This window comes from Micromonospora sp. CB01531 (assembly GCF_001905095.1).
Lineage (GTDB): Bacteria > Actinomycetota > Actinomycetes > Mycobacteriales > Micromonosporaceae > Micromonospora.
In genome coordinates, this window is the sequence record NZ_LWLS01000116.1 from 225,227 (window position 1) to 249,222 (window position 23,996).

Annotated in this window: 24 protein-coding genes, 1 pseudogene and 1 riboswitch; of the genes and pseudogenes, 15 read left to right on the forward strand and 10 right to left on the reverse strand. The window is 72.9% G+C overall.

The features are described from left to right. Positions 1 to 8: 8 nt before the first annotated feature. Positions 9 to 350 (reverse strand): helix-turn-helix transcriptional regulator, encoded by a 342-nt coding sequence (locus A6A27_RS36180; RefSeq protein WP_073839148.1) that lies wholly within the window; start codon positions 348 to 350, stop codon positions 9 to 11. 199 nt (positions 351 to 549) lie between these two features. Here A6A27_RS36180 and A6A27_RS36185 point away from each other — a divergent pair, with 199 nt between their 5' ends. Next, the gene (locus A6A27_RS36185) at positions 550 to 1,221 is read left to right on the forward strand and encodes a carbonic anhydrase (RefSeq protein ID WP_073839203.1); all 672 of its coding nucleotides are present in this window, start codon (positions 550 to 552) and stop codon (positions 1,219 to 1,221) included. 70 nt (positions 1,222 to 1,291) lie between these two features. Here A6A27_RS36185 and A6A27_RS36190 read toward each other — a convergent pair whose 3' ends face one another. Next, a complete protein-coding gene (locus A6A27_RS36190) occupies positions 1,292 to 2,311 on the reverse strand; it encodes a coiled-coil domain-containing protein (RefSeq protein ID WP_073839149.1) in 1,020 nt (339 codons plus the stop codon). A gap of 5 nt (positions 2,312 to 2,316) precedes the next feature. Next, positions 2,317 to 2,447: riboswitch (cyclic di-AMP (ydaO/yuaA leader) on the reverse strand. A gap of 154 nt (positions 2,448 to 2,601) precedes the next feature. Then, entirely contained in the window at positions 2,602 to 3,909 is a 1,308-nt protein-coding gene (locus tag A6A27_RS36195) for a YibE/F family protein (protein ID WP_073839150.1), read from the reverse strand. 198 nt (positions 3,910 to 4,107) lie between these two features. Between A6A27_RS36195 and A6A27_RS36200 the strand changes: the two genes are divergently transcribed. Both A6A27_RS36200 and A6A27_RS36205 read left to right on the forward strand, forming a co-directional pair. Continuing rightward, positions 4,108 to 4,611, forward strand: a complete 504-nt coding sequence (locus tag A6A27_RS36200) for a hypothetical protein (protein WP_143194350.1) — start codon at positions 4,108 to 4,110, stop codon at positions 4,609 to 4,611. Positions 4,612 to 4,695: 84 nt separating this feature from the next. Then, entirely contained in the window at positions 4,696 to 5,319 is a 624-nt protein-coding gene (locus A6A27_RS36205) for a DUF305 domain-containing protein (protein ID WP_073839152.1), read from the forward strand. A 50-nt stretch (positions 5,320 to 5,369) separates the two neighbouring features. Here the strand turns inward: A6A27_RS36205 and A6A27_RS36210 are convergent, their stop codons facing one another. Then, the gene (locus tag A6A27_RS36210) at positions 5,370 to 5,669 is read right to left on the reverse strand and encodes a metal-sensitive transcriptional regulator (RefSeq protein WP_046568942.1); all 300 of its coding nucleotides are present in this window, start codon (positions 5,667 to 5,669) and stop codon (positions 5,370 to 5,372) included. A 153-nt stretch (positions 5,670 to 5,822) separates the two neighbouring features. Here A6A27_RS36210 and A6A27_RS36215 point away from each other — a divergent pair, with 153 nt between their 5' ends. The 5 genes from A6A27_RS36215 to A6A27_RS36235 all read left to right on the forward strand — a co-directional run bounded on the left by A6A27_RS36215 (position 5,823) and on the right by A6A27_RS36235 (position 10,353). Then, entirely contained in the window at positions 5,823 to 6,032 is a 210-nt protein-coding gene (locus tag A6A27_RS36215; protein WP_073839153.1) for a heavy-metal-associated domain-containing protein, read from the forward strand. Positions 6,033 to 6,066: 34 nt separating this feature from the next. Then, a complete protein-coding gene (locus A6A27_RS36220) occupies positions 6,067 to 7,041 on the forward strand; it encodes a hypothetical protein (RefSeq protein WP_073839154.1) in 975 nt (324 codons plus the stop codon). Between the two features lie 14 nt (positions 7,042 to 7,055). Beyond that, positions 7,056 to 9,326 carry a heavy metal translocating P-type ATPase gene (locus A6A27_RS36225; RefSeq protein ID WP_073839155.1) on the forward strand — a complete coding sequence of 757 codons (2,271 nt, stop codon included), beginning with the start codon at positions 7,056 to 7,058 and terminating at the stop codon, positions 9,324 to 9,326. Between the two features lie 151 nt (positions 9,327 to 9,477). Further along, positions 9,478 to 9,651 (forward strand): CsbD family protein, encoded by a 174-nt coding sequence (locus A6A27_RS36230; protein WP_073839156.1) that lies wholly within the window; start codon positions 9,478 to 9,480, stop codon positions 9,649 to 9,651. A 198-nt stretch (positions 9,652 to 9,849) separates the two neighbouring features. Next, positions 9,850 to 10,353: a hypothetical protein gene (locus A6A27_RS36235; protein WP_073839157.1), complete on the forward strand. Its 504-nt coding sequence runs from the start codon at positions 9,850 to 9,852 to the stop codon at positions 10,351 to 10,353. 33 nt (positions 10,354 to 10,386) lie between these two features. Here A6A27_RS36235 and A6A27_RS36240 read toward each other — a convergent pair whose 3' ends face one another. From A6A27_RS36240 to A6A27_RS36260, 5 genes are all read right to left on the reverse strand, one after another. Then, the gene (locus tag A6A27_RS36240) at positions 10,387 to 11,631 is read right to left on the reverse strand and encodes an RNA polymerase sigma factor (protein ID WP_073839158.1); all 1,245 of its coding nucleotides are present in this window, start codon (positions 11,629 to 11,631) and stop codon (positions 10,387 to 10,389) included. Then, positions 11,628 to 11,987: a YciI family protein gene (locus A6A27_RS36245; RefSeq protein WP_241825617.1), complete on the reverse strand. Its 360-nt coding sequence runs from the start codon at positions 11,985 to 11,987 to the stop codon at positions 11,628 to 11,630. The genes A6A27_RS36240 and A6A27_RS36245 overlap by 4 nt, the downstream gene beginning before the upstream one ends. A 100-nt stretch (positions 11,988 to 12,087) precedes the next feature. Beyond that, a complete protein-coding gene (locus A6A27_RS36250; RefSeq protein ID WP_073839160.1) occupies positions 12,088 to 13,293 on the reverse strand; it encodes a DUF2786 domain-containing protein in 1,206 nt (401 codons plus the stop codon). 276 nt (positions 13,294 to 13,569) lie between these two features. Then, on the reverse strand, positions 13,570 to 13,995 hold the full coding sequence (locus tag A6A27_RS36255; RefSeq protein WP_073839161.1) for an ATP-binding protein: 426 nt from the start codon (positions 13,993 to 13,995) through the stop codon (positions 13,570 to 13,572). A gap of 116 nt (positions 13,996 to 14,111) precedes the next feature. Continuing rightward, positions 14,112 to 14,867 carry an SAM-dependent methyltransferase gene (locus A6A27_RS36260; RefSeq protein WP_198940596.1) on the reverse strand — a complete coding sequence of 252 codons (756 nt, stop codon included), beginning with the start codon at positions 14,865 to 14,867 and terminating at the stop codon, positions 14,112 to 14,114. Positions 14,868 to 15,374: 507 nt separating this feature from the next. Between A6A27_RS36260 and A6A27_RS47845 the strand changes: the two are divergent. Next, positions 15,375 to 15,740 (forward strand): annotated as a pseudogene (locus A6A27_RS47845) (glycosyltransferase); the annotation flags it as partial. 255 nt (positions 15,741 to 15,995) lie between these two features. Here the strand turns inward: A6A27_RS47845 and A6A27_RS36270 are convergent. Next, entirely contained in the window at positions 15,996 to 16,976 is a 981-nt protein-coding gene (locus A6A27_RS36270) for a glycoside hydrolase family 6 protein (protein ID WP_073839162.1), read from the reverse strand. Between the two features lie 318 nt (positions 16,977 to 17,294). Here A6A27_RS36270 and A6A27_RS36275 point away from each other — a divergent pair, with 318 nt between their 5' ends. The 6 genes from A6A27_RS36275 to A6A27_RS36300 all read left to right on the forward strand — a co-directional run bounded on the left by A6A27_RS36275 (position 17,295) and on the right by A6A27_RS36300 (position 23,951). Continuing rightward, entirely contained in the window at positions 17,295 to 18,329 is a 1,035-nt protein-coding gene (locus A6A27_RS36275) for an extracellular catalytic domain type 2 short-chain-length polyhydroxyalkanoate depolymerase (protein WP_073839163.1), read from the forward strand. A gap of 75 nt (positions 18,330 to 18,404) precedes the next feature. Next, the gene (locus tag A6A27_RS36280; protein WP_073839164.1) at positions 18,405 to 18,815 is read left to right on the forward strand and encodes a DoxX family protein; all 411 of its coding nucleotides are present in this window, start codon (positions 18,405 to 18,407) and stop codon (positions 18,813 to 18,815) included. Positions 18,816 to 19,103: 288 nt separating this feature from the next. Further along, complete coding sequence (gene kdpF / locus A6A27_RS36285; RefSeq protein WP_073839165.1) at positions 19,104 to 19,193, forward strand: K(+)-transporting ATPase subunit F; 90 nt, start codon at positions 19,104 to 19,106, stop codon at positions 19,191 to 19,193. Next, the gene (kdpA, locus tag A6A27_RS36290; RefSeq protein ID WP_073839166.1) at positions 19,193 to 20,848 is read left to right on the forward strand and encodes a potassium-transporting ATPase subunit KdpA; all 1,656 of its coding nucleotides are present in this window, start codon (positions 19,193 to 19,195) and stop codon (positions 20,846 to 20,848) included. Before kdpF ends, kdpA begins: the two co-directional genes overlap by 1 nt. Positions 20,849 to 20,868: 20 nt before the next feature. Further along, positions 20,869 to 23,076: a potassium-transporting ATPase subunit KdpB gene (gene kdpB, locus A6A27_RS36295; protein ID WP_073839167.1), complete on the forward strand. Its 2,208-nt coding sequence runs from the start codon at positions 20,869 to 20,871 to the stop codon at positions 23,074 to 23,076. Continuing rightward, positions 23,076 to 23,951 (forward strand): potassium-transporting ATPase subunit C, encoded by an 876-nt coding sequence (locus A6A27_RS36300; protein ID WP_073839168.1) that lies wholly within the window; start codon positions 23,076 to 23,078, stop codon positions 23,949 to 23,951. Before kdpB ends, A6A27_RS36300 begins: the two co-directional genes overlap by 1 nt. Positions 23,952 to 23,996: the final 45 nt, after the last annotated feature.

Consider the following 23,996-nt stretch of genomic DNA (forward strand, 5'->3'; position numbering starts at 1 on the left):
GGGGTCGGTCACGCCTCGGCGGCGCGCCCGTCGGCCGGTTCGGCGGTGAAGAGGGCGAGCAGGGCACCGACCTGCTGGTCGGCCTCCGCCGGGTGCCGGAAGTGGCCGCTCGGGTTGATCGTGTACTCGTTGCGCCGGCCCACCCGGGTGCGCCGCAGGTAGCCGCCGGCCTCCAGGTCGGCGACGATCGCCTGGGCGGCCCGCTCGGTCACCCCCACCTCGTCGGCCACGTCACGCAGCCGCGCGGTGGGGTTGCGCGCGATGGCCAGCAGCACGTGCCCGTGGTTGGTGAGGAAGGTCCAGTTCCGGCCGCTCCCGTTCTCGCCCGCTGTCGTCGCCATGGTGGTCATGGTATGGCTCCGCGCCGGTGCCGACCGGCCCCGGGCGGCGGGCCGTGGGCGGCCGCCCGTCAAGTGACCGGTGACGTATGAAATCCGTATCACGTAAATCTTGACGTGTCTTGGCTCGGGTGTGACCGTGGTGGTCGAGGCCGCCTCTGTCGCCGGCCGGGCTGACCAGGTCGTTTCGCGCGAGGACGAGGTGAGTGCAGTGCTGCCGACCAATCCCGAACAGGCGCTCGCCGAGCTGTTCGCCGGCAATCGGCGGTTCGTCACCGGTGTACCCCGTCATCCCAACCAGGACGCCGAGCACCGCGCCGCCGTCGCCGACGGCCAGCACCCATTCGCGGTGATCGTGGGCTGCGCCGACTCCCGGCTCGCCGCCGAGATCATCTTCGACCGTGGCCTCGGTGACCTGTTCGTGGTGCGGACCGCCGGCCACACCGTCGGCCCCGAGGTGCTCGGCAGCGTCGAGTACGCGGTCACCGTGCTGGGCACCCCGCTGGTGGTGGTGCTCGGCCACGACTCGTGCGGCGCCGTGCAGGCCGCCCGCGAGGTGGTCGCCACCGGCACGCCCCCCGCCGGCCACCTCGGCGCGTTGGTGGACGCCGTCGTGCCCAGCCTGGCCCGGGCCGCCCGGGAGGGTGTCGAGGACCTCGACGAGATCGTCGACATCCACATCGCGCGGACCGTGGAGGCGCTGCTGGCCCGGTCCGCCGTGCTCGCCGAGCGGGTGGCGGCCGGGCGGTGCGGGGTGGTCGGCATGTCGTACCGGCTCAGCGCGGGCGAGGTGCGGACGGTGGCCGAGGTGCCGGCCGGCAAGCCGAGCGCGACGCTGCCGGCCGCGCCCGCGGACCCGGCGCCCAGCGCCGTCGCCGGTTGAGCCCTTCCTGACGCCGAAGGGCCGCCCCGCGCGGTCGCGGCACGGCTCCTCGGCGTGGTACTCCGGCTAGCTACAGCAGCGACACGTGCACGTGGTCGGTGTGGTTGGAGGGCCCGCTGTAGGACTTCCAACCGGTCGCCGGGAACCAGATCTGCCGGTTCCAGATCACGTAGTAGACGCCCAGCCGATCGGCGTTGCGGATCAGGAACGCGGCGAGGTTGTTGCCGTACATCCGCATGTCGTTGTTGTGCCAGGGAGAGAAGCCACTGCGCTGTAGCGACCAGTCGCAGGCCCGGCCCTTGGGATGCTCCCAGGGACCGCCCGGGCGGTAACAGCCCACGAAGCGGTCGAAGCCGGCCCGCTTGACCTCCTTGTACATGTGCAGCGTGCGCGGGGTGATGTAGCCCGAGGTGGTCGGGTCCTTCACGCTGCGCGACTCGGGCTTCCACCCCCCGTCAGCCGTCCGCCCGGGAGCGATCCGGGCGACCGGGGAAGTGGCCGCGACCAGGCCGCCGGTGAAACCGCGCCCGCCGACCAGCCGCAGGGCCTTCTCCGCCTCGGCCCTCTCGCGCTGCATCGCGTTGGTCTGCTTCTGCTGCTCGCGGATCTCCGCGTCGAGCGCGATCTTGGCCTGCTCCGCGCGGTTCTTCGCGGCGTTGACCTCGGCGAGCTTCTGCGCGTTCATCAGGTTCAGTTCGTCGAGGGCGGAGGCCCGCTGGACGAACGAGTCGGGCGCGTTGCTCTCCAGCAGCAGGGCCATCGCGCCGATCCGGCCGGTCCGATAGGACTGCGTGGCGATCTGGCTCACCTGCGGCCGCAGCGCGTCCAGGTCGGCCTGCGCCGCCCGGATCTCCAGGGCCAACTGGAGTTGACGCTGCTTCGACTTGTCCAGCTTCGCCTTGGCCTGCAGGAAGCCGCGATTGGCGGCATCGATGACCTCGGTGATGAGCGGAGGGTCGTTGTCCTCCTCGTGGCCCGATGGGGTGGGGGTGTTGGGTGCGGCCAGCGCCGGGGTGGGCCCGGCGACGATGGCGAACGCGGTGAGCACGGCCACCACGGGTGTCAACCAGCGGCGCAGGGGTGCCGTCAACAGTGTTCCCTTCCGTCGACCGCCGACCGGGTTAGCTGTCGGGTTCGGGACGGAAGTGGCCCCTACCGCTCGCGCGGATTCACCCCAGGTACCTGGTTCCCCGGTTCGCCACAGGGCGATTGGGCGGTGGTACCGCTGGCGCCGGTGCGCGCCTTCGGCGGTTACCGGCAGCGAGGTTACCCGAGAGCCCGGTCGGCGATCTACGTCCGGAAGCCGACCAATCGCACGTTTTCGTCGTCGCCCTGCGTGACCAGCGTCGCGTTCGCGCCGGCCGATCACGCTGCGGAGTGTCACCATGCGGCTTCCGTGCTCCTCTCCGGTCCGGATCGTCCGGCGGCCGCTCCGCCGAGTGCCTCCAGCGCGTCGTGCCGTTCGGCCGGCGGCCGGGACGACGGCGGGCGCGGTCCGGCGTCGGTCGCGGCGCCGGACCGTCCGGCAGTCCGGACCACCGCCGCCAGACCGGTGGTCAGCGGTACGGCGGCGATCAGGCCGAGCGTGGCCACCGCGCTCCGGACGATCTCCTGGGCCATGAACTCGCTGGTGAGGATCTCGCCCACCGGTCGCGAGTCGGCGACCAGCAGGAGCAGCAGCGGCAGAGACGCGCCCGCGTACGCCAGCACGATGGTGTTGACGGTGGAGGCGATGTGCGCCCGGCCCACCCGGGTGGCCGCCCGGTAGAGCTGCATCCGGGACAGCCCCGGGTTCGCGTTCGCCAACTCGGTGACCGTGGCCGCCTGGGTGACGGTGACGTCGTCCAGCACGCCGAGCGAGCCGATGATGATGCCGGCCAGGAGCAACCCGTGCAGGTCGACGTTCTGCTGGAACATCGACAGCGTGGTGGCGTCCTCGCTGCCGTAGCCGGTCAGGTGGGTGGCCGCGGTGGCCAGGGTGCCGAGGACGCCGGTCAGCACCAGGCTGCCCAGGGTGCCGAGCACCGCTACCGAGGTTTCGGCGGTGATCCCGTGGGTCAGGTAGAGCACCACGAACATGATCAGCGCGGCCCCGACGATCGCCACCAGCAGCGGCGGCTGGCCGGCGCCGATCCCGGGCAGCACGAAGCCGAGCAGCACGGCGAAGCTCGCCACCAGGCCGCCCAGCGCGGCCAGTCCGCGCCAGCGCCCGAACGCCACGATGGCGACGGCGAACAGCACGGCCAGCCAGACCAGCGGCGTGCCGCGCTGGTGCTCGGCGATGTTGTAGGTCTTGATCGTCGGATCGGCCGGGTCCATCAGCTCGACGAGGATGATCTTGTCACCGACCTCGACCCGGGGCGCCCCGGGACCGGACGGGAGGGGTGCCTCGACCTGTCGACCGGCGTCCGGGCCCTGCTCGGCGGCGACCGTCACGGTTCCGCACGGCCCCGTGGCCTGGCCGGTGCCGCCCTCCGGCGTCGGCGGGCACGGCTCGGTCACCACCCGGGTCACCGTGCCGTGGTAACGCGGCAGGTCGGCGCCACCCGCCGGCTCCCGGCCGTCCCGCGGCCACAGCACCAGCGCGGCGACCACGGTCACCAGGAACAGCGGCACCACCGCCGCGACGAGGATCCGTCGCACCCCGGGCGGGGCGGGCGGAGCGGGACGGGTGTGGTCGGCGCCCATGGCGTGTCTCCCAACGAGTCACAGCGCGATACGTGTCACCGGGCTGGTCGGTTCACCGGGCCGGCGCTGGCGCCGACGGGGGAGCGCAGGCCGGTCGCCGCCGGGAATGGTAGCCAGGCCCGGGACGCGACGCAGGCGATGAGTGATCTCCGGTGGTTCCTGCCGGCCCGGCCCGCCGCACCCACTAGCGTGGTTCTCGTGCGTACGGCGCCAGCGGTGACGACCGGACCGTGGGTCCGGCTCCTGCTGCTGCTCTGCACCCTGGTCGGGCTGACCGCCATGCACACTCTCGGCCACGGCACGCACGCCTCCGGCGGCCCGGGGGACCACCCGGCGGCCAACCACGCCGCCCCGCCGGTCGCGGTGGCCGGTCCAGCCGCCCTGCCGGTCGCGGTGGCCGGCATGGCCGGCGACTGCCCGGGTGACGGCTGCGGCCCGGCCCGGGTGCTCCCGCCGACGGACGCCCAGGCCCGGGTGCTCCCGCTGGGTGATCCCAGCGGCGACCGGTCCGGCTGGAGCATCTGCCTGGCCGTGCTCGGCGCGTTCGCCGTCACGCTGCTGGTCGCCCTGCTGCTGCGGGCCGGGTCCCGGACCTACGGGCCGGCCGCCAGGGTGGCCCTCCGGGCCGCCCCAGGACCGCGCGCCCCGCCGCCCCGACCGTACGGGCTGCGCCTGGCGACGGTGTCGGTGCTGCGCAGATAGGACGCCCCGGCGCGGGTGGACCGGAAGACCGGTCACCCGCGTCCGCCGTCCGCTGCGTACGTTCCGACACCGAAAGGCTGTTCCATGTCCACTCGTACCCTCGCGCGCCGGGCCGCCCTGGCCGGCGCGACCGTAGCCGCCGCGCTCGCCCTCACCGGCTGTGGCGGTGGCGACCACCCGACCGCCGGCACCGGCCACGACACGCCCGCCACGGGATCGCCCTCCCCCGGGGCCACCTTCGGCGACGCGGACGTGACGTTCGCCCATCTGATGATCCCGCATCACCGGCAGGCCGTGGCGATGGCCGAGCTGGCCGACGACCGGGCCGCCGACCCCGAGGTGCGGAGGTTGGCCGGGCAGATCAAGGCGGCCCAGGCGCCGGAGATCGCCCGCATGACCGACTGGCTCACCGCGTGGGGCCGGCCGGTGCCTCCGGCCAGTGCCGGCCACGGCATGCCGGGGATGGACCACGGCATGCCCGGGATGATGTCCGACGCCGACCTGGCGACGCTGAAGGCGTCGTCCGGGACCGACTTCGACCGACAGTTCCTGACCATGATGATCGCCCACCACGAGGGCGCGCTCACGATGGCGCAGGCGGAGCTGACCGGGGGCGCCAACCCCGAGGCCAGGGCGCTCGCCCAGCGGATCGTCGACGCCCAGCGGGCCGAGATCGACAGCATGAGGAAGCTGCTCGACGGGCGCTGACGCGCAGCCGTTGGGGGCCGGACGCGCCGTTCGGCCCCCAACGGGCCTGGTCAGCCGCGCTTCATCAGCCGGCCGACGGCGGCCATCATCTCGGTGGCCATCTCGTCGGCGCGGCCCTCGGCGGCACCCTCGTGCATGCAGTGCCGCGCGTGCCCGTCGAGCAGGCCGAGGCCGACCTTGTCCAGGGCGGCCTGGATGGCGGAGATCTGGGTCAGCACGTCGATGCAGTAGCGGTCGTCCTCGACCATCTTCTCGATGCCGCGGACCTGGCCCTCGATACGGCGGAGCCGCGCGAGCAGCTGGTCCTTGCTGGCGGTGTAGCCCCGGGTCGGGGTCGTCGGTGCGGTCATGGCGTCCAGGATAGCGTACCCCTCGGGGGTATGGTACGGTCCTCTTCGTTGGCAGATACCCCCACGGGGTAACGGTAGCGGGAGAGTGGCAGCGGTCTCTCCACCTATTACCCCCAGGGGGTATAGGGTGGGAGCGGCGAGAGGGGAGTTGCGATGGTCACCACCACGTACCAGGTGCAGGGCATGACCTGCGGGCACTGCGTCAACTCGGTCAGCACCGAGGTGAGCGCCATCCCGGGCGTCACGGACGTCCAGGTTGACCTGGCCTCCGGCCAGGTCACCGTCACCAGTGAGAGCCCGTTGGCCACGGACGCCGTCCGCGCCGCCGTGGACGAGGCCGGCTACGACCTCGTCGGGGCGTGACGGGTCCGCGGATCCGAAGGAACCGAGGTACCCCATGAACACGACGACGAAGCTGAGCGGCTTCGCCCTCGGCCTCGCGGCGGTGTTCGGCACGGCGTACGGGGTCGGGCACCTGGCCGGCCCCGTCGCCCCGCCCGCCGCGACCCCGCACGACCCCACCGATGGCGACCACGGTGACGGAGGTCACGGCGACGCCGGCCACACGGCGGCCGCCACCGACCACCTGCCCGGCGGGCTGCTCGTCTCCGACCGCGGCTACACGCTGCAGCCGGTGAGCGCCCCGGTCGGCGAGTTCGCCTTCCGGATCACCGGCCCCGACGGCCGGCCGGTCACCCGCTACGACGTGGCGCACGACAAGCGCATGCATCTGATCGTCGCCCGGCGTGACCTCTCCGGGTTCCGGCACGTCCACCCCGAGTTGGCCGCCGACGGCACCTGGCGGGTCGCCTCGCCGCTCGTCGGCGCCGGCACCTGGCGGGCGTTCGCCGACTTCACCCCGACCGGCGGCGTGCCGCTGACGCTCGGGGTCGACGTCACGGTCCCCGGCACGCTGGCCGACCGGCCGCTGCCGGCGCCCGCCACCAGCACCACCGTCGACGGCTACACCGTCACCCTCGGCGGCACCCCGCAGCCGGGCCGCACCAGCCAGCTCACCCTGACCGTGAGCCGGGACGGCCGGCCGGTCACCGACCTCCAGCCCTACCTCGGGGCGTACGGGCACCTGGTGGCGCTGCGGCAGGGCGACCTGGCCTACCTGCACGTGCACCCGGAGGGCGCGCCCGGTGACGGGCGGACCGCGGCCGGGCCGGCGGTCACCTTCTCCGCCGAGGTTCCCTCGGCCGGGACGTACCGCCTCTACCTGGACTTCCGGCACGACGACGCGGTGCACACCGCGGAGTTCACCGTCGTGGCCGGCGACCCGGGCACGCCGGCGACGGGCGCGCCGGCCCCGACCACCACACCGACCCCGGAGGCCGACCACGGCACCCCGGGTCACGGGCACAATTGACCGGAGGTGCCGCGATGACATCGACCGCCAAGAGCGCGGGCTCTTCGTCCCTGCCGGTCGCGCCGAACCAGATCGAACTCGCGATCGGTGGCATGACCTGCGCCTCCTGCGCAGCCCGTATCGAGAAGAAGCTCAACCGGATGGACGGCGTCGAGGCCACGGTCAACTACGCCACGGAGAAGGCCACCGTCCGGTACGCCGACGACGTGACGCCGGACGACCTGATCGCCACGGTGGAGAAGACCGGCTACACAGCAGCCGTACCGCCCCCGCCGGCCCAGGCCCGGGCCGAGGCGACCGCCGAGCCGGTGGACGAGCTGCGTGGGCTGCGTACCCGGCTGCGGGTCTCGGTCGCGCTGGCCGTGCCGGTGATCCTGCTCGCCATGGTGCCCGCCTGGCAGTTCACCTACTGGCAGTGGCTGTCGTTGACCCTGGCCGCCCCGGTCGTGGTCTATGGCGGGCTGCCGTTCCACCGGGCCGCCTGGATCAACCTGCGGCACGGCGCGGCGACCATGGACACCCTGGTGTCGCTCGGCACCCTCGCCGCGTTCGGCTGGTCGCTCTGGGCGCTCTTCCTGGGTGACGCCGGGATGCCCGGGATGGTGCACCCGTTCCGCTTCGACATCACCCGCGGCGACGGCGCCGGCAACATCTACCTGGAGGCGGCGGCCGGGGTCACCGCCTTCATCCTCGCCGGCCGTTACTTCGAGGCCCGGTCCAAGCGGACCGCCGGCGCGGCCCTGCGCGCCCTGCTCGAGCTGGGCGCCAAGGACGTCGCGGTGCTTCGCGGCGACCGGGAGACCCGGATCCCGGTGGACCAGCTCGTGGTCGGGGACCGGTTCGTGGTCCGGCCCGGCGAGAAGATCGCCACCGACGGCGTGGTCGAGGAGGGCACCTCGGCCGTCGACGCCAGCATGCTCACCGGCGAGTCGGTCCCGGTCGAGGTCGGGCCCGGCGCCACCGTCGTCGGCGCCACCGTCAACGCCGGCGGCCGGCTGGTCGTGCGGGCCACCAGGATCGGTGGAGACACCCAGCTCGCCCAGATGGCCAAGCTGGTCGAGGCGGCGCAGACCGGCAAGGCGGCCGTGCAGCGGCTCGCCGACCGGATCTCCGGGGTCTTCGTGCCGATCGTGATCGCCCTGGCCGCCGGCACGCTGGGCTGGTGGTTCGGCACCGGGGCGGGGACGACGGCGGCGTTCACCGCCGCGGTGGCCGTCCTGATCATCGCCTGCCCGTGCGCCCTCGGCCTGGCCACCCCGACCGCGCTGCTGGTCGGCACCGGGCGGGGTGCCCAGCTCGGCATCCTGATCAAGGGCCCCGAGGTGCTGGAGTCGACCCGCCAGGTCGACACGGTGGTCCTGGACAAGACCGGCACGGTAACCACCGGCAGGATGACCCTGGTCGACGTGCTCCCGGCCGCCGGTCAGGACGCCGACGAGCTGCTCCGGTGGGCCGGCGCGCTGGAGGCCGCCTCCGAGCACCCGATCGCCCGGGCGATCGCCGACGGTGCCGCGGGGGCCGGCCCGGTGCCCCCGGTCACCGGCTTCGCCAACGCGGAAGGGCTCGGCGTTGCCGGCTCGGTCGACGGCCGGGACGTGGTCGTCGGGCGGCTCCGGCTGCTGCGGGAGCGGGGTCTGGACGTACCCGAGGAGGTCGTGCGGGCGGCGACCGGCGCGGAGGCCGCCGGCCGGACGGCGGTCCTGGCCGGCTGGGAGGGCCGGGCCCGTGGCGTGCTGGCGGTGGCCGACGTGGTGAAGCCGACCAGCGCGGCGGCCATCGCCCGGCTGCGCGAACTCGGGCTCACCCCGGTGCTGCTCACCGGCGACAACACCACCGTCGCGAAGGCGGTGGCCGCCGAGGTCGGCATCGACCAGGTGATCGCCGAGGTGCTGCCGGCCGACAAGGTCGAGGTGGTGCAGCGCCTCCAGGCCGAGGGGCGGACGGTCGCGATGGTGGGGGACGGCATCAACGATGCCGCCGCCCTGGCCCAGGCCGACCTCGGGCTGGCCATGGGCACCGGCACCGACGTGGCGATCGAGGCGTCCGACCTGACCCTGGTCCGGGGTGACCTGATGGCGGCCGTGGACGCCATCCGGCTCTCCCGGCGGACCCTCGGCATCATCAAGGGCAACCTGTTCTGGGCCTTCGCCTACAACGTGGCGGCTCTGCCGCTGGCCGCCGCCGGCCTGCTCAACCCGATGATCGCCGGTGCCGCGATGGCGTTCTCGTCGGTCTTCGTGGTGGCGAACAGCCTCCGGCTGCGGCGCTTCCGGCCGGTCGGCTGACCTCCGCACCCGCCGCCGGTCCCGGTCCGCCCGGGGCCGGCGGCCGGCGTCTCGCTCACCGCGGGTGAGCGTCCCTGCTGGTCGGAGGGTTGAGGGATCGGAGGGCGGGGTACCTCGGCGGTGTCACGGAAACTGCTGAGTGGAGGTTCCCATGGGCATCGACGACAAGATCGACAATGCGGCCGAGAACACCGCCGGCAAGGTCAAGGAGGGAGTCGGCCGGGCCACCGACGACGAACGCCTCGAGGCCGAGGGCCGCAACGAGCAGGCCGGCGCCAAGCTCAAGCAGGCCGGTGAGAAGATCAAGGACGCCTTCAAGAGCTGACGTACGTCGTGCGTCCCGCCGGGCCGGCACCTCGCCGGCCCGGCGTGCTGTGGGTGGACCGCGTGTCCGCCGTCGTGCCGGTGCAGTTGCCAGACTGGATCGGGCGCCGCCCGATCCGGCCCGGGCGGCGGTGCCACGACCGGAGCACAGAATGACCACGAGTCGTCACGGACGGCCGCCGACCGTACGGGGAGAACGATGTCCGGTACCACCGCGATCCGTGCCGCCGCCCTGGTGACGATGACCGCGCTCGTCGCGGCCTGCCAATCCGCCGGGAGGGACACCGCCGCGCCGGGCGGCAACTGGAGTGCCGCGCCGACCGCCGCCCCGACCGTCTCCGCCGCACCCACCCCCACCGCCTCGCCGTCGCCGGTGACCGCGGCGAACACCGCCGCGGTCTGCGCTGAGGTCGACAAGCTCATCATCGGCAAGAGCAAGCAGATCACCGCCGACTCCGCCGCGGCCACCCGCCGGGACCTCACCGCGGAACAGATCAACGACCAGGTCAAGGCGAATCTCGCCGACCTGGCAGACGACGTACGCCGGCAGGCCGTCCGGGCGCAGGACCCGGAGATCAAGGCGCTCGTGACCGACGCCGCGCGGCGGATCGACGTCGGGGCGAAGTCGTCTGCGCCGGTCACATGGCTGAGCGCCAGCTTCGTCGAGATCCCGCAGCGGCTGGCCCGGGAATGCCGAGCCTGACCGGTGCGCTGGGCCGGGGGCGGCTGTTCCGAATCAGCGCTCGGCGGCCAGGCGCGCGGCGCGTACCTCCAGGTAGCGCTGCTCGGGCAGGCTGGTCGTCGCGCGCGCGGCGGCCAGGTACGCCTCCCGCGCCTCGTCCCGGTCGCCGGCGATTTCTAGCAGGTGGGCGCGGACCGCGGCGAGCCGGTGGTGCCCGGCCGTGCGGTCGTCCGAGGCCAGCGGGGCCAGCAGGGCGAGGCCGGCCCGGGGACCGTCCACCATGGCCACCGCGGCGGCCTGGTTGAGGGTGACCATCGGGTTCGGCGCGATCCGGGCGAGTACCCGGTAGAGCGCGACGATCTGCGGCCAGTCCGTCTCCGTCGCCGACGGCGCCTCGGCGTGCACCGCCGCGATCGCCGCCTGCACCTGGTACGGGCCCGGTGGCGACCAGGTCAGCGCCTCGGTCACCAGGGCGATGCCCTCCTCGATCTCGCTCCGGTCCCAGCGGGTGCGGTCCTGCTCGGCCAGCCGCACCAGTTCCCCGCCCGGGCCGGTCCGGGCGGCCCGGTGTGCGTCGGTGAGCAGCATCAGCGCGAGCAGCCCGGTGACCTCGCCGTCGTCCGGGAGCAGCCGGTGCAGTTCCCGGGCCAGCCGGATCGCCTCGCCGGTCAGCTCCGTCCGGTGCAGTTCGCCGCCGCTGGAGGCGGTGTACCCCTCGTTGAAGACCAGGTAGAGCACGTGCAGTACGGCCCGCAGCCGCTCGTCGCGGTCGGCGGCCGAGGGCAGCGCGAAGCGGGCGCCGGCCGCCTCGATCCGCTGTTTGGCCCGGCGGATCCGTTGGCTCATCGTGGCCTCCGGCATCAGGTACGCCCGGGCGATCTCGGCCGTGCTCAGCCCGCCCACCGCACGTAGCGTGAGTGCCACCTGGGCGGAGCCGGTGAGCGCCGGATGGCAGCAGAGGAAGAGCAGCTTCAGCGTGTCGTCCGCACTCGGCGGCTCCTCGTCGGCGGCCGGCGCGACCGCCGCGTACGCCGGCTCGCGGACCGCCACCGCGACCTCGCGGTCCCGGCGGGCCCGCTCGCTGCGCCACTCGTCGGTGAGCCGACGGGTCGCCACGGTGACCAGCCATGAGCGGGGGTGGTCCGGCACGCCCTGCTCCGGCCACTGCGTGGCGGCGGCGAGCAGCGCCTCCTGCACGGCGTCCTCGCAGGCGTAGAACTGGCCGTGCCGGCGCACGAGCACGCCGAGGACCTGCGGCGCGAGGGTGCGCAGCAGGTCCTCGACGACAGGGGACGTCACATCTCCGTCCCGGCCTGGTCCATCACCGGGCGTACCTCCAGCACCCCGAATCCGCGCCGCACGTCCGGCCAGTTCGCGGCGATCTCGGCGGCCCGCTCCGGGGTCTCGCAGTCGACCATCAGGTAACCGGCGAACTGTTCCTTGCTCTCCACGAACGGCCCGTCGGTGATCTCGACGCCGGCGGCGCCGGTCCGGGCCGTACGGGTCTGCGACGGGTGGGCCAGGGCCTCCCCGCCGACCAGCTCACCGGACTCGGTCAGCCGCTTCATGATGTCGTCGACCTCGCCGAAGATCGCGTTCCGATCCGCCTCGGACAGCTCCTCGACGAAGCCGGGCCGGTTCCAGATCAGCAGCATGTACTTCACGGTCCACTCCTCGGGTACGGGCCACCGGCGGTGGCGCCTCTCGCAGACGGGTCGGAGCCGGGACGTCCGATCCGACATCTTCCCCGAAAAATCAGCGGCCCCGCCGTACCGGCCGGCGTGCCGGGGTGCCGACCTCCAGCGAGGCCCGGTCGGCGGCCGAGGTGCCCGAGGTCCAGCCCTCGGCGTCGCGTACCTGGAGCCGGTGCCGGGTGACGCCGGGAAAGAGCTGGTCGACGCGCTCCCGGACGGCGTCCGAGCGGGCGGCGAGCACCGGGAGCAGCCGGTCACCGCCGCGCTCCGCGGCCGCCTCCCGGCCCGCCGCCGCGGTGACCGCCCGCAGCCGCTCCCCGATCCGCAGCGCGAACGCGTTGAGGAAGGACTCGTCGTAGCCCTTGGTGCGCCGGCCGCGGCCCGCGCGGCGCTCGCCCCGGCCGCGCAGCATCGCCGCAGTGGCCTGCACCAGCAGCGAGGTGTGCAGCAGCTCGACCGCCGCCAGGTCGGCCGGGAAGCCGAGCACGGTGGCGAAGCCGAGGTCGTCGGACCACACCGACTCGCACCGGTTCGCCGCCGCCACCTCCTGGATCAGCAGCGCCTTCGCCGCCGCGTACGGGGCGTCGGTGCCGAGCCGGACGCCGCTGGGCTGGTCCGGCCGCTCGGCGGTCGCGTCGAGCAGGGCGGCGTCGATGCTGTGCCGGGCCATCAGCTCCTGCGCCTTCCCGGTGAGCGCTTCCGCCTCGGCCGGGAAGGTGGTCGACTCGGCCTTGGCCAGCAGGGCGCGCACCCGGTCCAGCATCCGCGAGCCGGTGGCCGGTGTGGCGGTCCGCGAGGTGGCGGCCGGACCGCCCGGTGGCGGGCGGAGCACCGCGACCGGCGGCAGCGCCTCGACCAGCCCGACCGCGTCGACCGCGTCCCGCAGCGCGGTGATCCGGTCGCCGCCGGCCCGGCGGTCCAGCCAGCCCGCGTCGCCGTCCCAGCCCGCGTCCAGCTCGGCGAGCTGGTCGTCGAACCACTGCGGGACCGGGCCTGGCTGCTCCCGCCGTTGGGCGGCCAGCACGCCCCGGAGTAGTTCCGCGCCCCGGGGTGCCAGCCGCCGGGCCGCGATGCGGTCCAGGTCGACCGGCTGCCAGCCCCGCGGCCAGAGCCGCCCGACGCCCCGGGCCAGCCGGGCGAGCAGCACCGCGTCCACCGCCGGGCCGTCGCCGACCACCAGCCGGTCGAGGGCGCGTTCGGCCGCTCGTACGTCGGTGCCGCGCGCCGCCGCGAGGGCGTCGGCGAGCAGCTGCTCGGCGTCCGGCACGCTGGGCCCTCCTCTTCTCGGGGTCGTCCGGCGGGCGCGCCGTGATCCACTCGCAGTGCGGCAGTTCGGGCCGTCACCGCAGCTGGGACAGCACGGCATGCCGCAACTCGCCGGTGGCGCGGTGCGGCGGGTCGCGCGCCCGAGGAGGAACGGTACCGGCGGACCCGGTGTCGCCGCCCGTGAGTGCGCTCACCTCGGGCCGTGAACCGTCCGGCCCCGGCGTCCGTGGTCCCGCCCGACCGGAGCGATGCGACGGACGGAGGTCGACGCGGGTGCTCAGCGGGGAAACGAGGCCCAGATGTTCTTGGTGTCCCCGGTCGCGTACCACCCGACGGCGAGGGAGACCGACTGGGCCAGCAACAGCCCGCGACCGCCCGAGTCGAGCGGGCTGGTGTCGCTCAGGTCGGGGCTCGTGCTGAGGTCGTGGTCGGCCACGTCGAGGATGAAGCAGTCGTCGGCGGCGAGCAGGGTGACGATCGTCGGCGGTATGCCGTGCCGCAGAGCGTTGGTTGCCAGCTCGGTGGCGACCAGCACCACGAGGTGCGGGATCTCGTCGAGATCCTCACCCTGGGTGAGGCCGTGCCGGGTCAGCGCGTCGCGCAGCGAGGCCCGCAGGTCGCGCAGCTCGGTCGGGGTGCCAAGGCTCCACCGCTCCAGTTCGATGGCCCGTGGCGGCGGCGGAGACGTGCGCAGCTGTCCCATGATCCTGCCTTACCCTGGTGGCCGTCCGCTAAGCCGCCCGAGCCGGTCCATCCGCCGAACGGCGGCGGAACGTCGTCCCGGGCCGGCTCCCCGCGGGGGAACCGACCCGGGCGCGATCACCGCAGGAGCAGGGCGAAGACGCCCCAACCCAGGTACTCCCGCTGGTAGCGGACGTGCCGGAGCGGGTCCTCGGTCAGCTCCTGGCGCAGCTGCCCGGCCAGCTCGTCGTCCGGGTGGGCGTCCAGCCAGCGGCGCAGGTTGAGCCAGTGCGCCGCCGCGTACCGGTCCCAGCTGTCCTGGTCGGCGAGGACCATCTCCACCAGGTCCCAGCCGCACTCCCCGAAGAGCCGGACCAGCCCGGGCAGATCCCGGAACTCGTCCCGCGACCGGGCGTGGCACCCCGCCACGGTCTCCGCGTCGGGCGGGTCGCGTCGCCAGTACGGCTCCCCGACCAGCGCCATCCCGCCGGGGCGCAGGCTGCGCCGGAGGATCTCCAGGGTGCCGGGGACACCCCCGCCGATCCAGGTGGCGCCGACACAGGCGGCCACGTCGACGGGCGCCTCGGGGACGAAGGTCGCGGCATCGCCGTGCAAGAACCGAACCCGGTCGGCGACGCCCAGCTCGACGGCGCGCTCCCGGGCGGCTGCGGTGAAGGCGGTGCTGATGTCCACGCCGGTGCCGGTCACCGCGTGGTCGCGGGCCCAGGTGCAGAGCAGCTCGCCCTTGCCGCTGCACAGATCCAGGATCGACGTGCCGGGCGCGAGCTTGATCGCCCGACCCAGGGTGGCGAGTTTGCCGGCGTCGAACGGGTTGAGAATCCGGAGGTCACCCTCCCGGATGACGAAACTACGTGGCAGATCCAATGCGGTCACTCCAGGGATCGGGTGCGGATGTTGGGATGAGGTCACGCTTGTCGGCTCGGATCAGCACGCTCGGCACCGGCACCAAAACACCCTCTTCGCATCCTCGGAGTGACCTGGCGAGGCTAGAGGACGGTCCAGCCGTCCTCAACCGAGATACCCCGACGGGCCGGTGCGCCCGTTGCCCGGGAGGTGTGGTGTGGCTGATGGTGCGACCGGAGGTGCGCCACGGGTCGTATCTGGGTACAGGCCCTGCGTGGGTGAGGTGAGCGATCGCTACGTCGGCCGGGTCTCGTTGTCGTCCGGGTCCGTCATGGGCCGTGTCGTGGCGCGGGCTCAGGTGGGTCGCCGGACCCTGGCGGTGGACGGCTCGCGCGACCCGAGCAGCCCGGGTCCACCCGTGGCGCACGAGGCATCGGTGGACCCGGCCACGGAGATGTTGCAGCCGCCGGACGTCACCGGGGCGATCTTTGTGGACGGTTCGGGACGGCGGGGCCGCCGGCTGCGCGGGGCCCCACCATTCCCGGCGCGCTCGGCGCGTTCCGCCAGGAGGCGGTTCTCGCGGCCGGCGGGCTCAGCCGGGCCACCCTGGCCGAGGACACCGACGTCACCATGGGCGTCCACCGCGCCGGCTGGCAGGTGGTGTACGAGGAGCGGGCGGTCGCCCGTACCGAGGCGCCGAGCACCCTGCCCGGGCTGTGGCGGCAGCGCTACCGCTGGAGCTACGGCACCATCCAGGCGCTGTGGCGGCATCGCCGTGCCCTGGTCGAAGATGGCCCGTCCGGTCGGTTCGGTCGACGGGGCTCCCGTTCATCGCCCTCTTCTCGGTCCTGCTCCCGCTGCTCGCCCCGATGGTGGACATCTTCGCCGCGTACGGACTGTTATTCCTCGACCGCTACGAGACCGTTCTCGCCTGGCTGGCCGTCCTGGTGGTGCCAGACCCTCACCGCGATCCTGGCCTTCCGGCTGGACCGGGAGCGCCCGCGCCCCCTGTGGACGCTGCCGTTGCAGCAGTTCGTCTACCGGCAGGTCATGTACCTGGTGCTGGTCCACTCCGTGATCACCGCGTTGAGCGGTGCCGCCTCAAGTGGCAGAAGATCCGGCGTACCGGTGAGGTCGCGGCGGCGCAGCCGCAGTCGGTCAGTTGACCGGTGCATCGGCGTCGGCTGCCGCGCGTCGGGCGGTGGCCGGCAGCCAGGGCGCGGCGACAATGAGGGTGCGGGCCTGAGCGGGCGAGAACACCCCTGGCGCGGGTTCACCTCGACCGCACGGCCCGTCCGATTCACCCGGGTTCTTGATCCTGAGCAGCGCGGCCACCCGGTCCAGCTTCGGCTCCGTGGTCGGTGGCTGGCCGAGGGCCTGCGGGGCGGCGTTGCACCACTGGTCGTCGGGCGGGGCGGCCAGGCCGTTGCGGGAGGTGTCGATGACCATCTCCCGGTCGCCGCCCAGATGCGACAGGCGCAGCCGCCAGCGGTGGCTGTCGGTGGTCGACTGCCGGTTGGCCACGTTCACCGCGAACCCCTCCGCCCGGGCGATGCCAGCCCGACGCAGCCGCTCGGCCATCTCCTCCGGCGTACGCCACCGCGAATTCCCCGCGTCGAGGTAGACGTGCTGCCCGGCCTCGCCGAGCCGACGGGTGGCGCCGGCGAGCAGCACGGCCCGGGTGTCGTCGAAGCACTCGTCGGCCACCGCGTCCGGCTCAAGGATCACGGCTGCCCGGCTGTCGCTGAGCGCAGCGACGGTCCTGTCGATGAACTGGGCGTACGCTCCGGCGTCGGCGGCGCCGCCCGCGGCGGGACCTCCGCAGTCCTGGTTCGGCACGTGGTAGACGACGATGACGGGCAGGGCCCGTCGGTCCCGGGCGGCGTCCAGATACGAGTCCAGGTCGGCTAGGTCGGCCGGCTCGGTCACCCAGCGGGCCTGCGGGGTGTCGGCGATCGGGTCGAGCCAGGCGGCATGGCGGTCGGTGCGCCAGTGCGCGGCCGGGCTATCGGCGTCCACCAGCAGCGACGCGTCCCGGAACGGATGGTTCAGAGGCACGTACTCCGCGCCGCCGCAACCGCCGAGAACGGCGGCGGCGAGGACGAGCGCCAGGCTGGCGGCAGGCAGGGCGTGGCGCATTCGACCACGGTAGGTCGAGTCCCCGGCTCCGCGCAGCGGGACGAGTCCGGGCTTCCGTCCGGCTCGCCGGCGGGCATGATGTCGGCCGTGTCTGACCCACGTGACCTGCGCAGTGCCGAGGCAGCACCGCCCCACGAGCCTGTTGCCCGCCCGCTGATGCGGGGGTCGCCTGCCGGGGATCGGATTTCCGCCCCTGGTGGACGACCCACACCGGCTGCCTTGCCGAGGTGTCGACCACACGGATATCTGCTGTGGTCAATGTCACGTTAGCGTTCCGGCACGCCGGCCGTCCCGCCGGCGCTCCGACGGGAGAACGCCATGAAGACACCGTGGAAAGTCGTCACCACCCTCGCCGCGGCCCTGCTCCTGATCCTGCCCGGGGGCACCGCCGCCCGGGCCGCGGGCACCCCGTACACCAAGACCCCGGTCGCCGGCTCGCTCCGCAGCTATCCGGTCTCCGCCGTGTACGTCGCCGGGGTCTCCTCCGGCGGGTACCTGGCCACCCAGCTCCAGGTCGCGTACTCGGCGCGGATCCGGGGCGCGGCCGTCTTCGCCGCCGGCCCGTACTACTGCGCCCAGAACAACGTGGCCCAGGCGCTCTACGGCTGCGGCGACAACATCTACCCGACGTACGTGTCGACCCTGGAGGGCTACACACGCACCTGGGCGTCGTACGGCTGGATCGACGGGACCGGCAACCTCTCCGGCCAGCCGGTGTACGTCTACCACGGCGGCAACGACAACACCGTGAAGAAGTCCGTCACCGACGACCTGGTTCGCTACTACCAGGACTTCGGCGCCAGCGTCCGCTACGACAGCGGCAGCGCCGCGGGCCACGCCTGGGTCACCCCGTACGGCACGGTCGGCTGCACGGCGACCGCCTCGCCGTTCCTCAACGACTGCGGCACCGACCCGGAGGGCAGCTTCCTCGGCAAGCTGCTCGGCTCGGTGTCCGCCCCGAACACCGGGCCGCTGGGCGGCACGCTCATCCGGTTCGGCCAGGACACCTTCGCGACCAACGGCTGGGCCAACGGGCTGAGCATGGACGCCAACGGCTTCGCGTACGTGCCGAGCGCCTGCGCCGCCGGCCAGACCTGCCGGCTGCTGGTCGCCCTGCACGGCTGTGCCCAGGGGTACGCCAAGATCGGCACCGCCTTCGTCGACCGGGCGAACCTCAACCAGTACGCCGACACCAACCGGCTGATCGTGCTCTACCCGCAGGCCATCGCGACCGGAGCCAATCCGAACGGCTGCTGGGACTGGTGGGGCTACCTCGGTGCCACCAACTACCCGATCAAGGGCGGCTACCAGGTCGAAACGATCATGAACATGGTCCGCCGCCTCGACGGCTGACGGATTCACGGTCCGGATCCCCGCCCCGGCTCCGACGTTCCGGGAAAGTGCCAACCTCGGCGAAGGGGAAGTCCGATGACCGTCAACCCGTCCACCCGTACCACCCACCGCCTCCGCCACCTGTGGTGGCTGCCGCAGGTGGCGCTGGCGCTGGCGATGTTCGGCGCCGGCGCGGCGAAGTTGGCCGCCGAGCCGGCGATGGTGCGGATGTTCGACGACATCGGCGCGGGGCAGTGGTTCCGCCCGGTGGTCGGCGGGCTCGAGGTGGCCGGCGCGCTCGGTCTGCTCGTCCCCCGGCTCGCCCGGTACGCCGTGCTCGGTCTTGTCGTCCTGCTGGCCGGTGCGGTGGTCACCAACCTGGTCGTCCTGCGTACCTCGCCACTCGGCGCGCTGGTCCTGCTCGCGGTCGCCGCCGTGGTGGCGACCGTCCGCTGGCGGCGCGCCGGCCGGTTTCCGGGCCGCGCCCGGGGCGTGAAACCGCGCTGATCCCCGCCGCTGCGGATGTTCGTGCTGCCCGGCATGGCCGAGTGACCGAGTTCACCTCAGGGACGGGCGCCGTGAAAAGCGCGTCAAGAAACCGCGGGTCGCCGTCACGGTCCCGTTATGGTCCCTGTCCGTCTGCGGGCAGGGGCGTTGTGATTGCCCGGCGCGGCCGGGAGTCGGCCGCGGGGGACGTCCGTAAGAGGAGTCAGCCGTGTCTGACCTGGTGTTCGTGCTGATCACGGTGGGGCTGTTCGCAGCGCTCGCCCTCGTCGTACGAGGGGTGGAGAAGCTGTGAGCGCGGTGAACGCCGTCGGTCTAGTGCTGGCGATCGGCCTGGGCGTGTTCATGGTCGTCGCCCTGCTGTTCCCGGAACGCTTCTGATGACCATGACAACAGCCGGCATCGTCTTCCTGCTGTCCCTGGTGGCGGCGCTCGTCGCGGTCCACAAGCCGTTCGGCGACTACCTGTACCGGGTGGTCTCCGGCACACGGCAGTCGCGTGTCGAGCGGGTGGTCTACCGCCTGGTCGGGGTGAACCCCGCCGCCGAGCAGACCTGGGCCGTGTACGCCCGCAGCGTGCTGGCCTTCTCGGCCGTGTCGATCCTGTTCCTGTACGGGTTCCAGCGCCTGCAGAACCACCTGTGGCTCTCGCTGGGCTTCGATCCGGTGGTCCCGCACGGCGCCTGGAACACCGCGGTCTCGTTCGTGACCAACACGAACTGGCAGTGGTACTCGGGTGAGTCGACCATGGGCCACCTGGTGCAGATGGCCGGCCTGGCCGTGCAGAACTTCGTCTCCGCCTCGGTCGGCATCGCCGTGGCGGTCGCCCTGGTCCGCGGGTTCGCCCGCAGCCGGGCCGGCGAACTGGGCAACTTCTGGGTCGACCTGACCCGGATCACGCTGCGGATCCTGCTGCCGATCGCCGTGTTCGGCGCGCTGGCGCTGATGATCGGCGGGGTGGTGCAGAACCTGTCCGGCGGCACCGACGTCACCACGCTGACCGGCGGCAGCCAGACGATCACCGGCGGGCCGGTGGCCAGCCAGGAAGTGATCAAGCAGCTGGGCACCAACGGTGGCGGCTATTACAACACGAACAGTGCCCACCCGTTCGAGAACCCGACGACCTGGACGAACTGGCTGGAGATCTTCCTGATCCTGGTCATCCCGTTCAGCCTGCCCCGGGTCTTCGGCCGGATGGTCGGGCAGCACCGCCAGGGCTACGCGATCGCCGCGGTCATGGCGATCCTGGCGCTGGCCAGCGTCACCCTGACCAACGTCTTCGAGTTGGCCGGGCACGGCACCGTGCCGCAGGCGGTCGCCGCCGCCATGGAGGGCAAAGACGTCCGGTTCGGCGTGTCGGACTCGGCGACCTTCGCCGCCGCCACCACGCTCACCTCGACCGGCGCGGTGAACTCGTTCCACGACTCGTACACCGCCCTCGGCGGGATGATGCCGATGATCAACATGATGCTCGGCGAGGTGGCCCCGGGCGGGGTCGGCTCGGGCCTCTACGGCCTGCTGATCCTCGCCGTGGTCACCGTGTTCGTGGCCGGACTGATGGTGGGCCGCACCCCGGAGTACCTGGGCAAGAAGATCGGCTCCCGCGAGATCAAGCTCGCCTCGCTGTACTTCCTGATCACTCCGGCCCTGGTGCTGATCGGTACCGCGGCCGCCTTCGCCACCGGCAACAACTCGACCGCGTTGAACGTCGGCCCGCACGGCCTCTCCGAGGTGCTCTACGCGTTCACCTCGGCGAGCAACAACAACGGCTCCGCGTTCGCCGGCATCACGGTGAACACGCCCTGGTGGAACACCGCGCTCGGGCTGTGCATGCTGCTCGGCCGGTTCCTGCCGATCATCTTCGTGCTCGCGCTGGCCGGTTCGCTGGCGCGCCAGAAACCCGCCCCCGCCTCCGAGGGCACCCTGCCGACCCACCGACCGCTCTTCGTCGGGATGGTCGTCGGCGTCACGGTGATCCTCGTGGCGCTGACCTTTCTGCCCGCGCTCGCGCTCGGCCCCCTCGCAGAGGGGCTGTGACCATCATGAGGAACGAGGACATGTCCGTCACACCCGTGACACACGGCGCCGGCGAGCAGCCGGTCGCCGGCACCCCGGCCGCCCAGGGCAACCGGGCCGGCGGGGGCCTGCTGGACCCGAAGCAGCTGATCCGGTCCCTGCCGGACGCGCTGCGCAAGCTGGACCCGCGCACCCTGTGGCGCAACCCGGTGATGCTGATCGTCGAGATCGGCGCGGTCTTCACCACCGTGCTGGCCGTCGCCGACCCATCGGTGTTCGCCTGGGCCATCACGGCCTGGCTGTGGCTCACCGTGATCTTCGCCAACCTGGCCGAGGCGGTGGCCGAGGGCCGCGGTAAGGCCCAGGCCGCGACGCTGCGGCAGGCGAAGAAGGACACCATGGCCACCCGGCTGATCGGCTGGACCCCGGGCGCCCCGGCCAACCGGTACCGGGACGAGGCGGTGCCCGCGCCGGAGTTGAAGCAGGGCGACATCGTCCTGGTCGAGGCGGGCCAGATCATCCCGGGCGACGGCGACGTGGTCGAGGGCATCGCCAGCGTCGACGAGTCCGCCATCACCGGCGAGTCGGCGCCCGTCATCCGCGAGTCCGGCGGCGACCGCAGCGCGGTCACCGGCGGCACCCGGGTGCTCTCCGACCGGATCATCGTCAAGATCACCCAAAAGCCGGGCGAGAGCTTCATCGACCGGATGATCGCCCTGGTCGAGGGTGCCAGCCGGCAGAAGACCCCGAACGAGATCGCGCTGAACATCCTGCTCGCCGCGCTCACGATCATCTTCCTGCTGGCCGTGGTGACCCTCCAGCCGCTGGCGATCTTCGCCAAGGGCTTCCAGGCGGCCGCCCCCGACACCGGTGCGATCACCGACGCCGGTGTCACCGGGGTGGTCCTGGTGTCCCTGCTGGTCTGCCTGATCCCGACCACCATCGGGGCGCTGCTCTCGGCCATCGGCATCGCCGGCATGGACCGCCTAGTCCAGCGCAACGTCCTGGCCATGAGCGGCCGGGCCGTCGAGGCGGCCGGCGACGTGAACACCCTGCTGCTCGACAAGACCGGCACCATCACCCTCGGCAACCGGCAGGCGGACGAGTTCCTCCCGGTCACGGGCGTGACCGTGGGCGAGGTGGCCGACGCGGCGCAGCTGTCCAGCCTCGCCGACGAGACGCCGGAGGGCCGCTCGATCGTGGTGCTCGCGAAGAACGAGTTCGGGCTGCGTGAGCGTGAGCCGGGCCTGATGCCGCACGCCACCTTCGTGCCGTTCACGGCGCAGACCCGGATGAGCGGCGTCGACCTTACCCCCGACAGCACCGCCGTCGGCGGTGCCAGCGCGCCGGCCCGGCGGATCCGCAAGGGCGCCGCCGCAGCCGTGATGAAGTGGGTCCGGGAGAACGGCGGCCACCCCACCGAGCAGGTGGGGCAGCTCGTCGACGAGATCAGCGGGATCGGTGGCACGCCGCTCGTCGTCGCCGAGCACGTCGAGGGCGAACCGGCCCGGGCGCTCGGCGTCATCCACCTGAAGGACATCGTCAAGACGGGGATGCGCGAGCGCTTCGACGAGATGCGCCGGATGGGCATCCGCACCGTCATGATCACCGGCGACAACCCGCGTACCGCCAAGGCCATCGCGGACGAGGCCGGGGTGGACGACTTTCTCGCGGAGGCCACCCCGGAGGACAAGCTGGCCCTGATCAAGAAGGAGCAGGAGGGCGGCCGGCTGGTCGCGATGACCGGCGACGGCACCAACGACGCGCCCGCCCTCGCCCAGGCCGACGTCGGAGTGGCCATGAACACCGGCACGTCGGCCGCCAAGGAGGCCGGCAACATGGTCGACCTTGACTCCGACCCGACCAAGCTGATCGAGATCGTGGAGATCGGCAAGCAGTTGCTGATCACCCGAGGGTCACTGACCACCTTCAGCCTCGCCAACGACGTGGCGAAGTACTTCGCGATCATCCCGGCCATCTTCGCCGGCATCTACCCGAGCCTGGCCGCGCTGAACATCATGCGGCTGGCCAGCCCGGAGTCGGCGATCCTGTCCGCGGTCATCTTCAACGCGATCGTCATCGTCGCGCTGATCCCGCTGGCCCTGCGCGGCGTGCGCTACCGGCCGGCCAGCGCGTCGAAGCTACTGAGCCGCAACCTGCTGGTGTACGGCCTGGGCGGCATCCTCGTGCCGTTCTTTGGCATCAAGCTCATCGACCTGCTCATCCAGTTCGTACCGGGGATCTCGTGATGCGCCTCCCTACCTGGCTCGCTCAACACCTGGCCGCGCTGCGCGCGCTGCTCGTGTTCACCGTCCTGCTCGGCCTCGCGTACCCGCTGGCCATGGTCGCCGTCGGCCGGATCCCCGGACTCGACGGCAAGGCCGACGGCTCGCTGGTGAGCGTTGCCGGCCGGAACGTCGGCAGCTCGCTCATCGGGCAGTCGTTCACCGACGGGGACGGCAACCCTGTCCCGCGGTACTTCCAGTCCCGGCCGTCGGCGGCCGGCTACGATCCCACCGCCACCGCTGCCAGCAACCTGGGCCCGGAGAGCGTGGTCGACACCATCGCCAGCACACCCGACGACTCGAAGCAGAGCCTGCTCACCCAGGTCTGCGCCCGGAGCAGGGCCATCGGTGAGTTCGACGGCGTCGACGGGCGGCGGCCCTACTGCACCACGGACGGAGTGGGCGCGGTGCTGGCCGTGTTCCGCACCGACGGGCTGACCGGCCGGATCACCCGAGTGGTCAGCGTCAACCAGGTCGCCCCGGCCACCCCTTTCCTCGGTAGCTACCAGGGGGTGCCGGTGGAGCTGGCCCAGCCCGGCCACGACTACGTCGCCGAGGGCGGGGTGGTCACCCCGATCCGGGGTGACGCTCCCGCCGAGCCGGCGGTGCCGGCCGACGCGGTCACCGCCAGCGCCAGTGGCCTCGACCCGCACATCAGCCCGGCGTACGCGGAGATCCAGGTGGCCCGCGTGGCGCGCGAGCGGGACGCGGACCCGGCCGCCGTCCGCCGCCTGGTGTCTGCGCACACCACCGGCCGGGCGCTCGGCTTCATGGGCGAACCCGCGGTCAACGTGCTCGAGCTCAACCTCGCGCTCGACCGAGAGTTCCCCACCCGCTGACAGGTAGAGAAGGATCCCCTTCACCGCGCCGGGCGCTAAGGAGGG

What these genes read in the sequence shown, in the direction of transcription:
- A6A27_RS36180 (WP_073839148.1), bottom strand. Translation starts at nt 350, where the DNA reads ATGACCACCATGGCGACGACAGCGGGCGAGAACGGGAGCGGCCGGAAC.
- A6A27_RS36195 (WP_073839150.1), bottom strand. Translation starts at nt 3,909, where the DNA reads ATGGGCGCCGACCACACCCGTCCCGCTCCGCCCGCCCCGCCCGGGGTG.
- A6A27_RS36205 (WP_073839152.1), top strand. Translation starts at nt 4,696, where the DNA reads ATGTCCACTCGTACCCTCGCGCGCCGGGCCGCCCTGGCCGGCGCGACC.
- A6A27_RS36210 (WP_046568942.1), bottom strand. Translation starts at nt 5,669, where the DNA reads ATGACCGCACCGACGACCCCGACCCGGGGCTACACCGCCAGCAAGGAC.
- A6A27_RS36215 (WP_073839153.1), top strand. Translation starts at nt 5,823, where the DNA reads ATGGTCACCACCACGTACCAGGTGCAGGGCATGACCTGCGGGCACTGC.
- A6A27_RS36220 (WP_073839154.1), top strand. Translation starts at nt 6,067, where the DNA reads ATGAACACGACGACGAAGCTGAGCGGCTTCGCCCTCGGCCTCGCGGCG.
- A6A27_RS36225 (WP_073839155.1), top strand. Translation starts at nt 7,056, where the DNA reads ATGACATCGACCGCCAAGAGCGCGGGCTCTTCGTCCCTGCCGGTCGCG.
- A6A27_RS36230 (WP_073839156.1), top strand. Translation starts at nt 9,478, where the DNA reads ATGGGCATCGACGACAAGATCGACAATGCGGCCGAGAACACCGCCGGC.
- A6A27_RS36235 (WP_073839157.1), top strand. Translation starts at nt 9,850, where the DNA reads ATGTCCGGTACCACCGCGATCCGTGCCGCCGCCCTGGTGACGATGACC.
- A6A27_RS36245 (WP_241825617.1), bottom strand. Translation starts at nt 11,987, where the DNA reads ATGCTGCTGATCTGGAACCGGCCCGGCTTCGTCGAGGAGCTGTCCGAG.
- A6A27_RS36255 (WP_073839161.1), bottom strand. Translation starts at nt 13,995, where the DNA reads ATGGGACAGCTGCGCACGTCTCCGCCGCCGCCACGGGCCATCGAACTG.
- A6A27_RS36270 (WP_073839162.1), bottom strand. Translation starts at nt 16,976, where the DNA reads ATGCGCCACGCCCTGCCTGCCGCCAGCCTGGCGCTCGTCCTCGCCGCC.
- A6A27_RS36275 (WP_073839163.1), top strand. Translation starts at nt 17,295, where the DNA reads ATGAAGACACCGTGGAAAGTCGTCACCACCCTCGCCGCGGCCCTGCTC.
- A6A27_RS36280 (WP_073839164.1), top strand. Translation starts at nt 18,405, where the DNA reads ATGACCGTCAACCCGTCCACCCGTACCACCCACCGCCTCCGCCACCTG.
- kdpA (WP_073839166.1), top strand. Translation starts at nt 19,193, where the DNA reads ATGACCATGACAACAGCCGGCATCGTCTTCCTGCTGTCCCTGGTGGCG.
- kdpB (WP_073839167.1), top strand. Translation starts at nt 20,869, where the DNA reads ATGTCCGTCACACCCGTGACACACGGCGCCGGCGAGCAGCCGGTCGCC.
- A6A27_RS36300 (WP_073839168.1), top strand. Translation starts at nt 23,076, where the DNA reads ATGCGCCTCCCTACCTGGCTCGCTCAACACCTGGCCGCGCTGCGCGCG.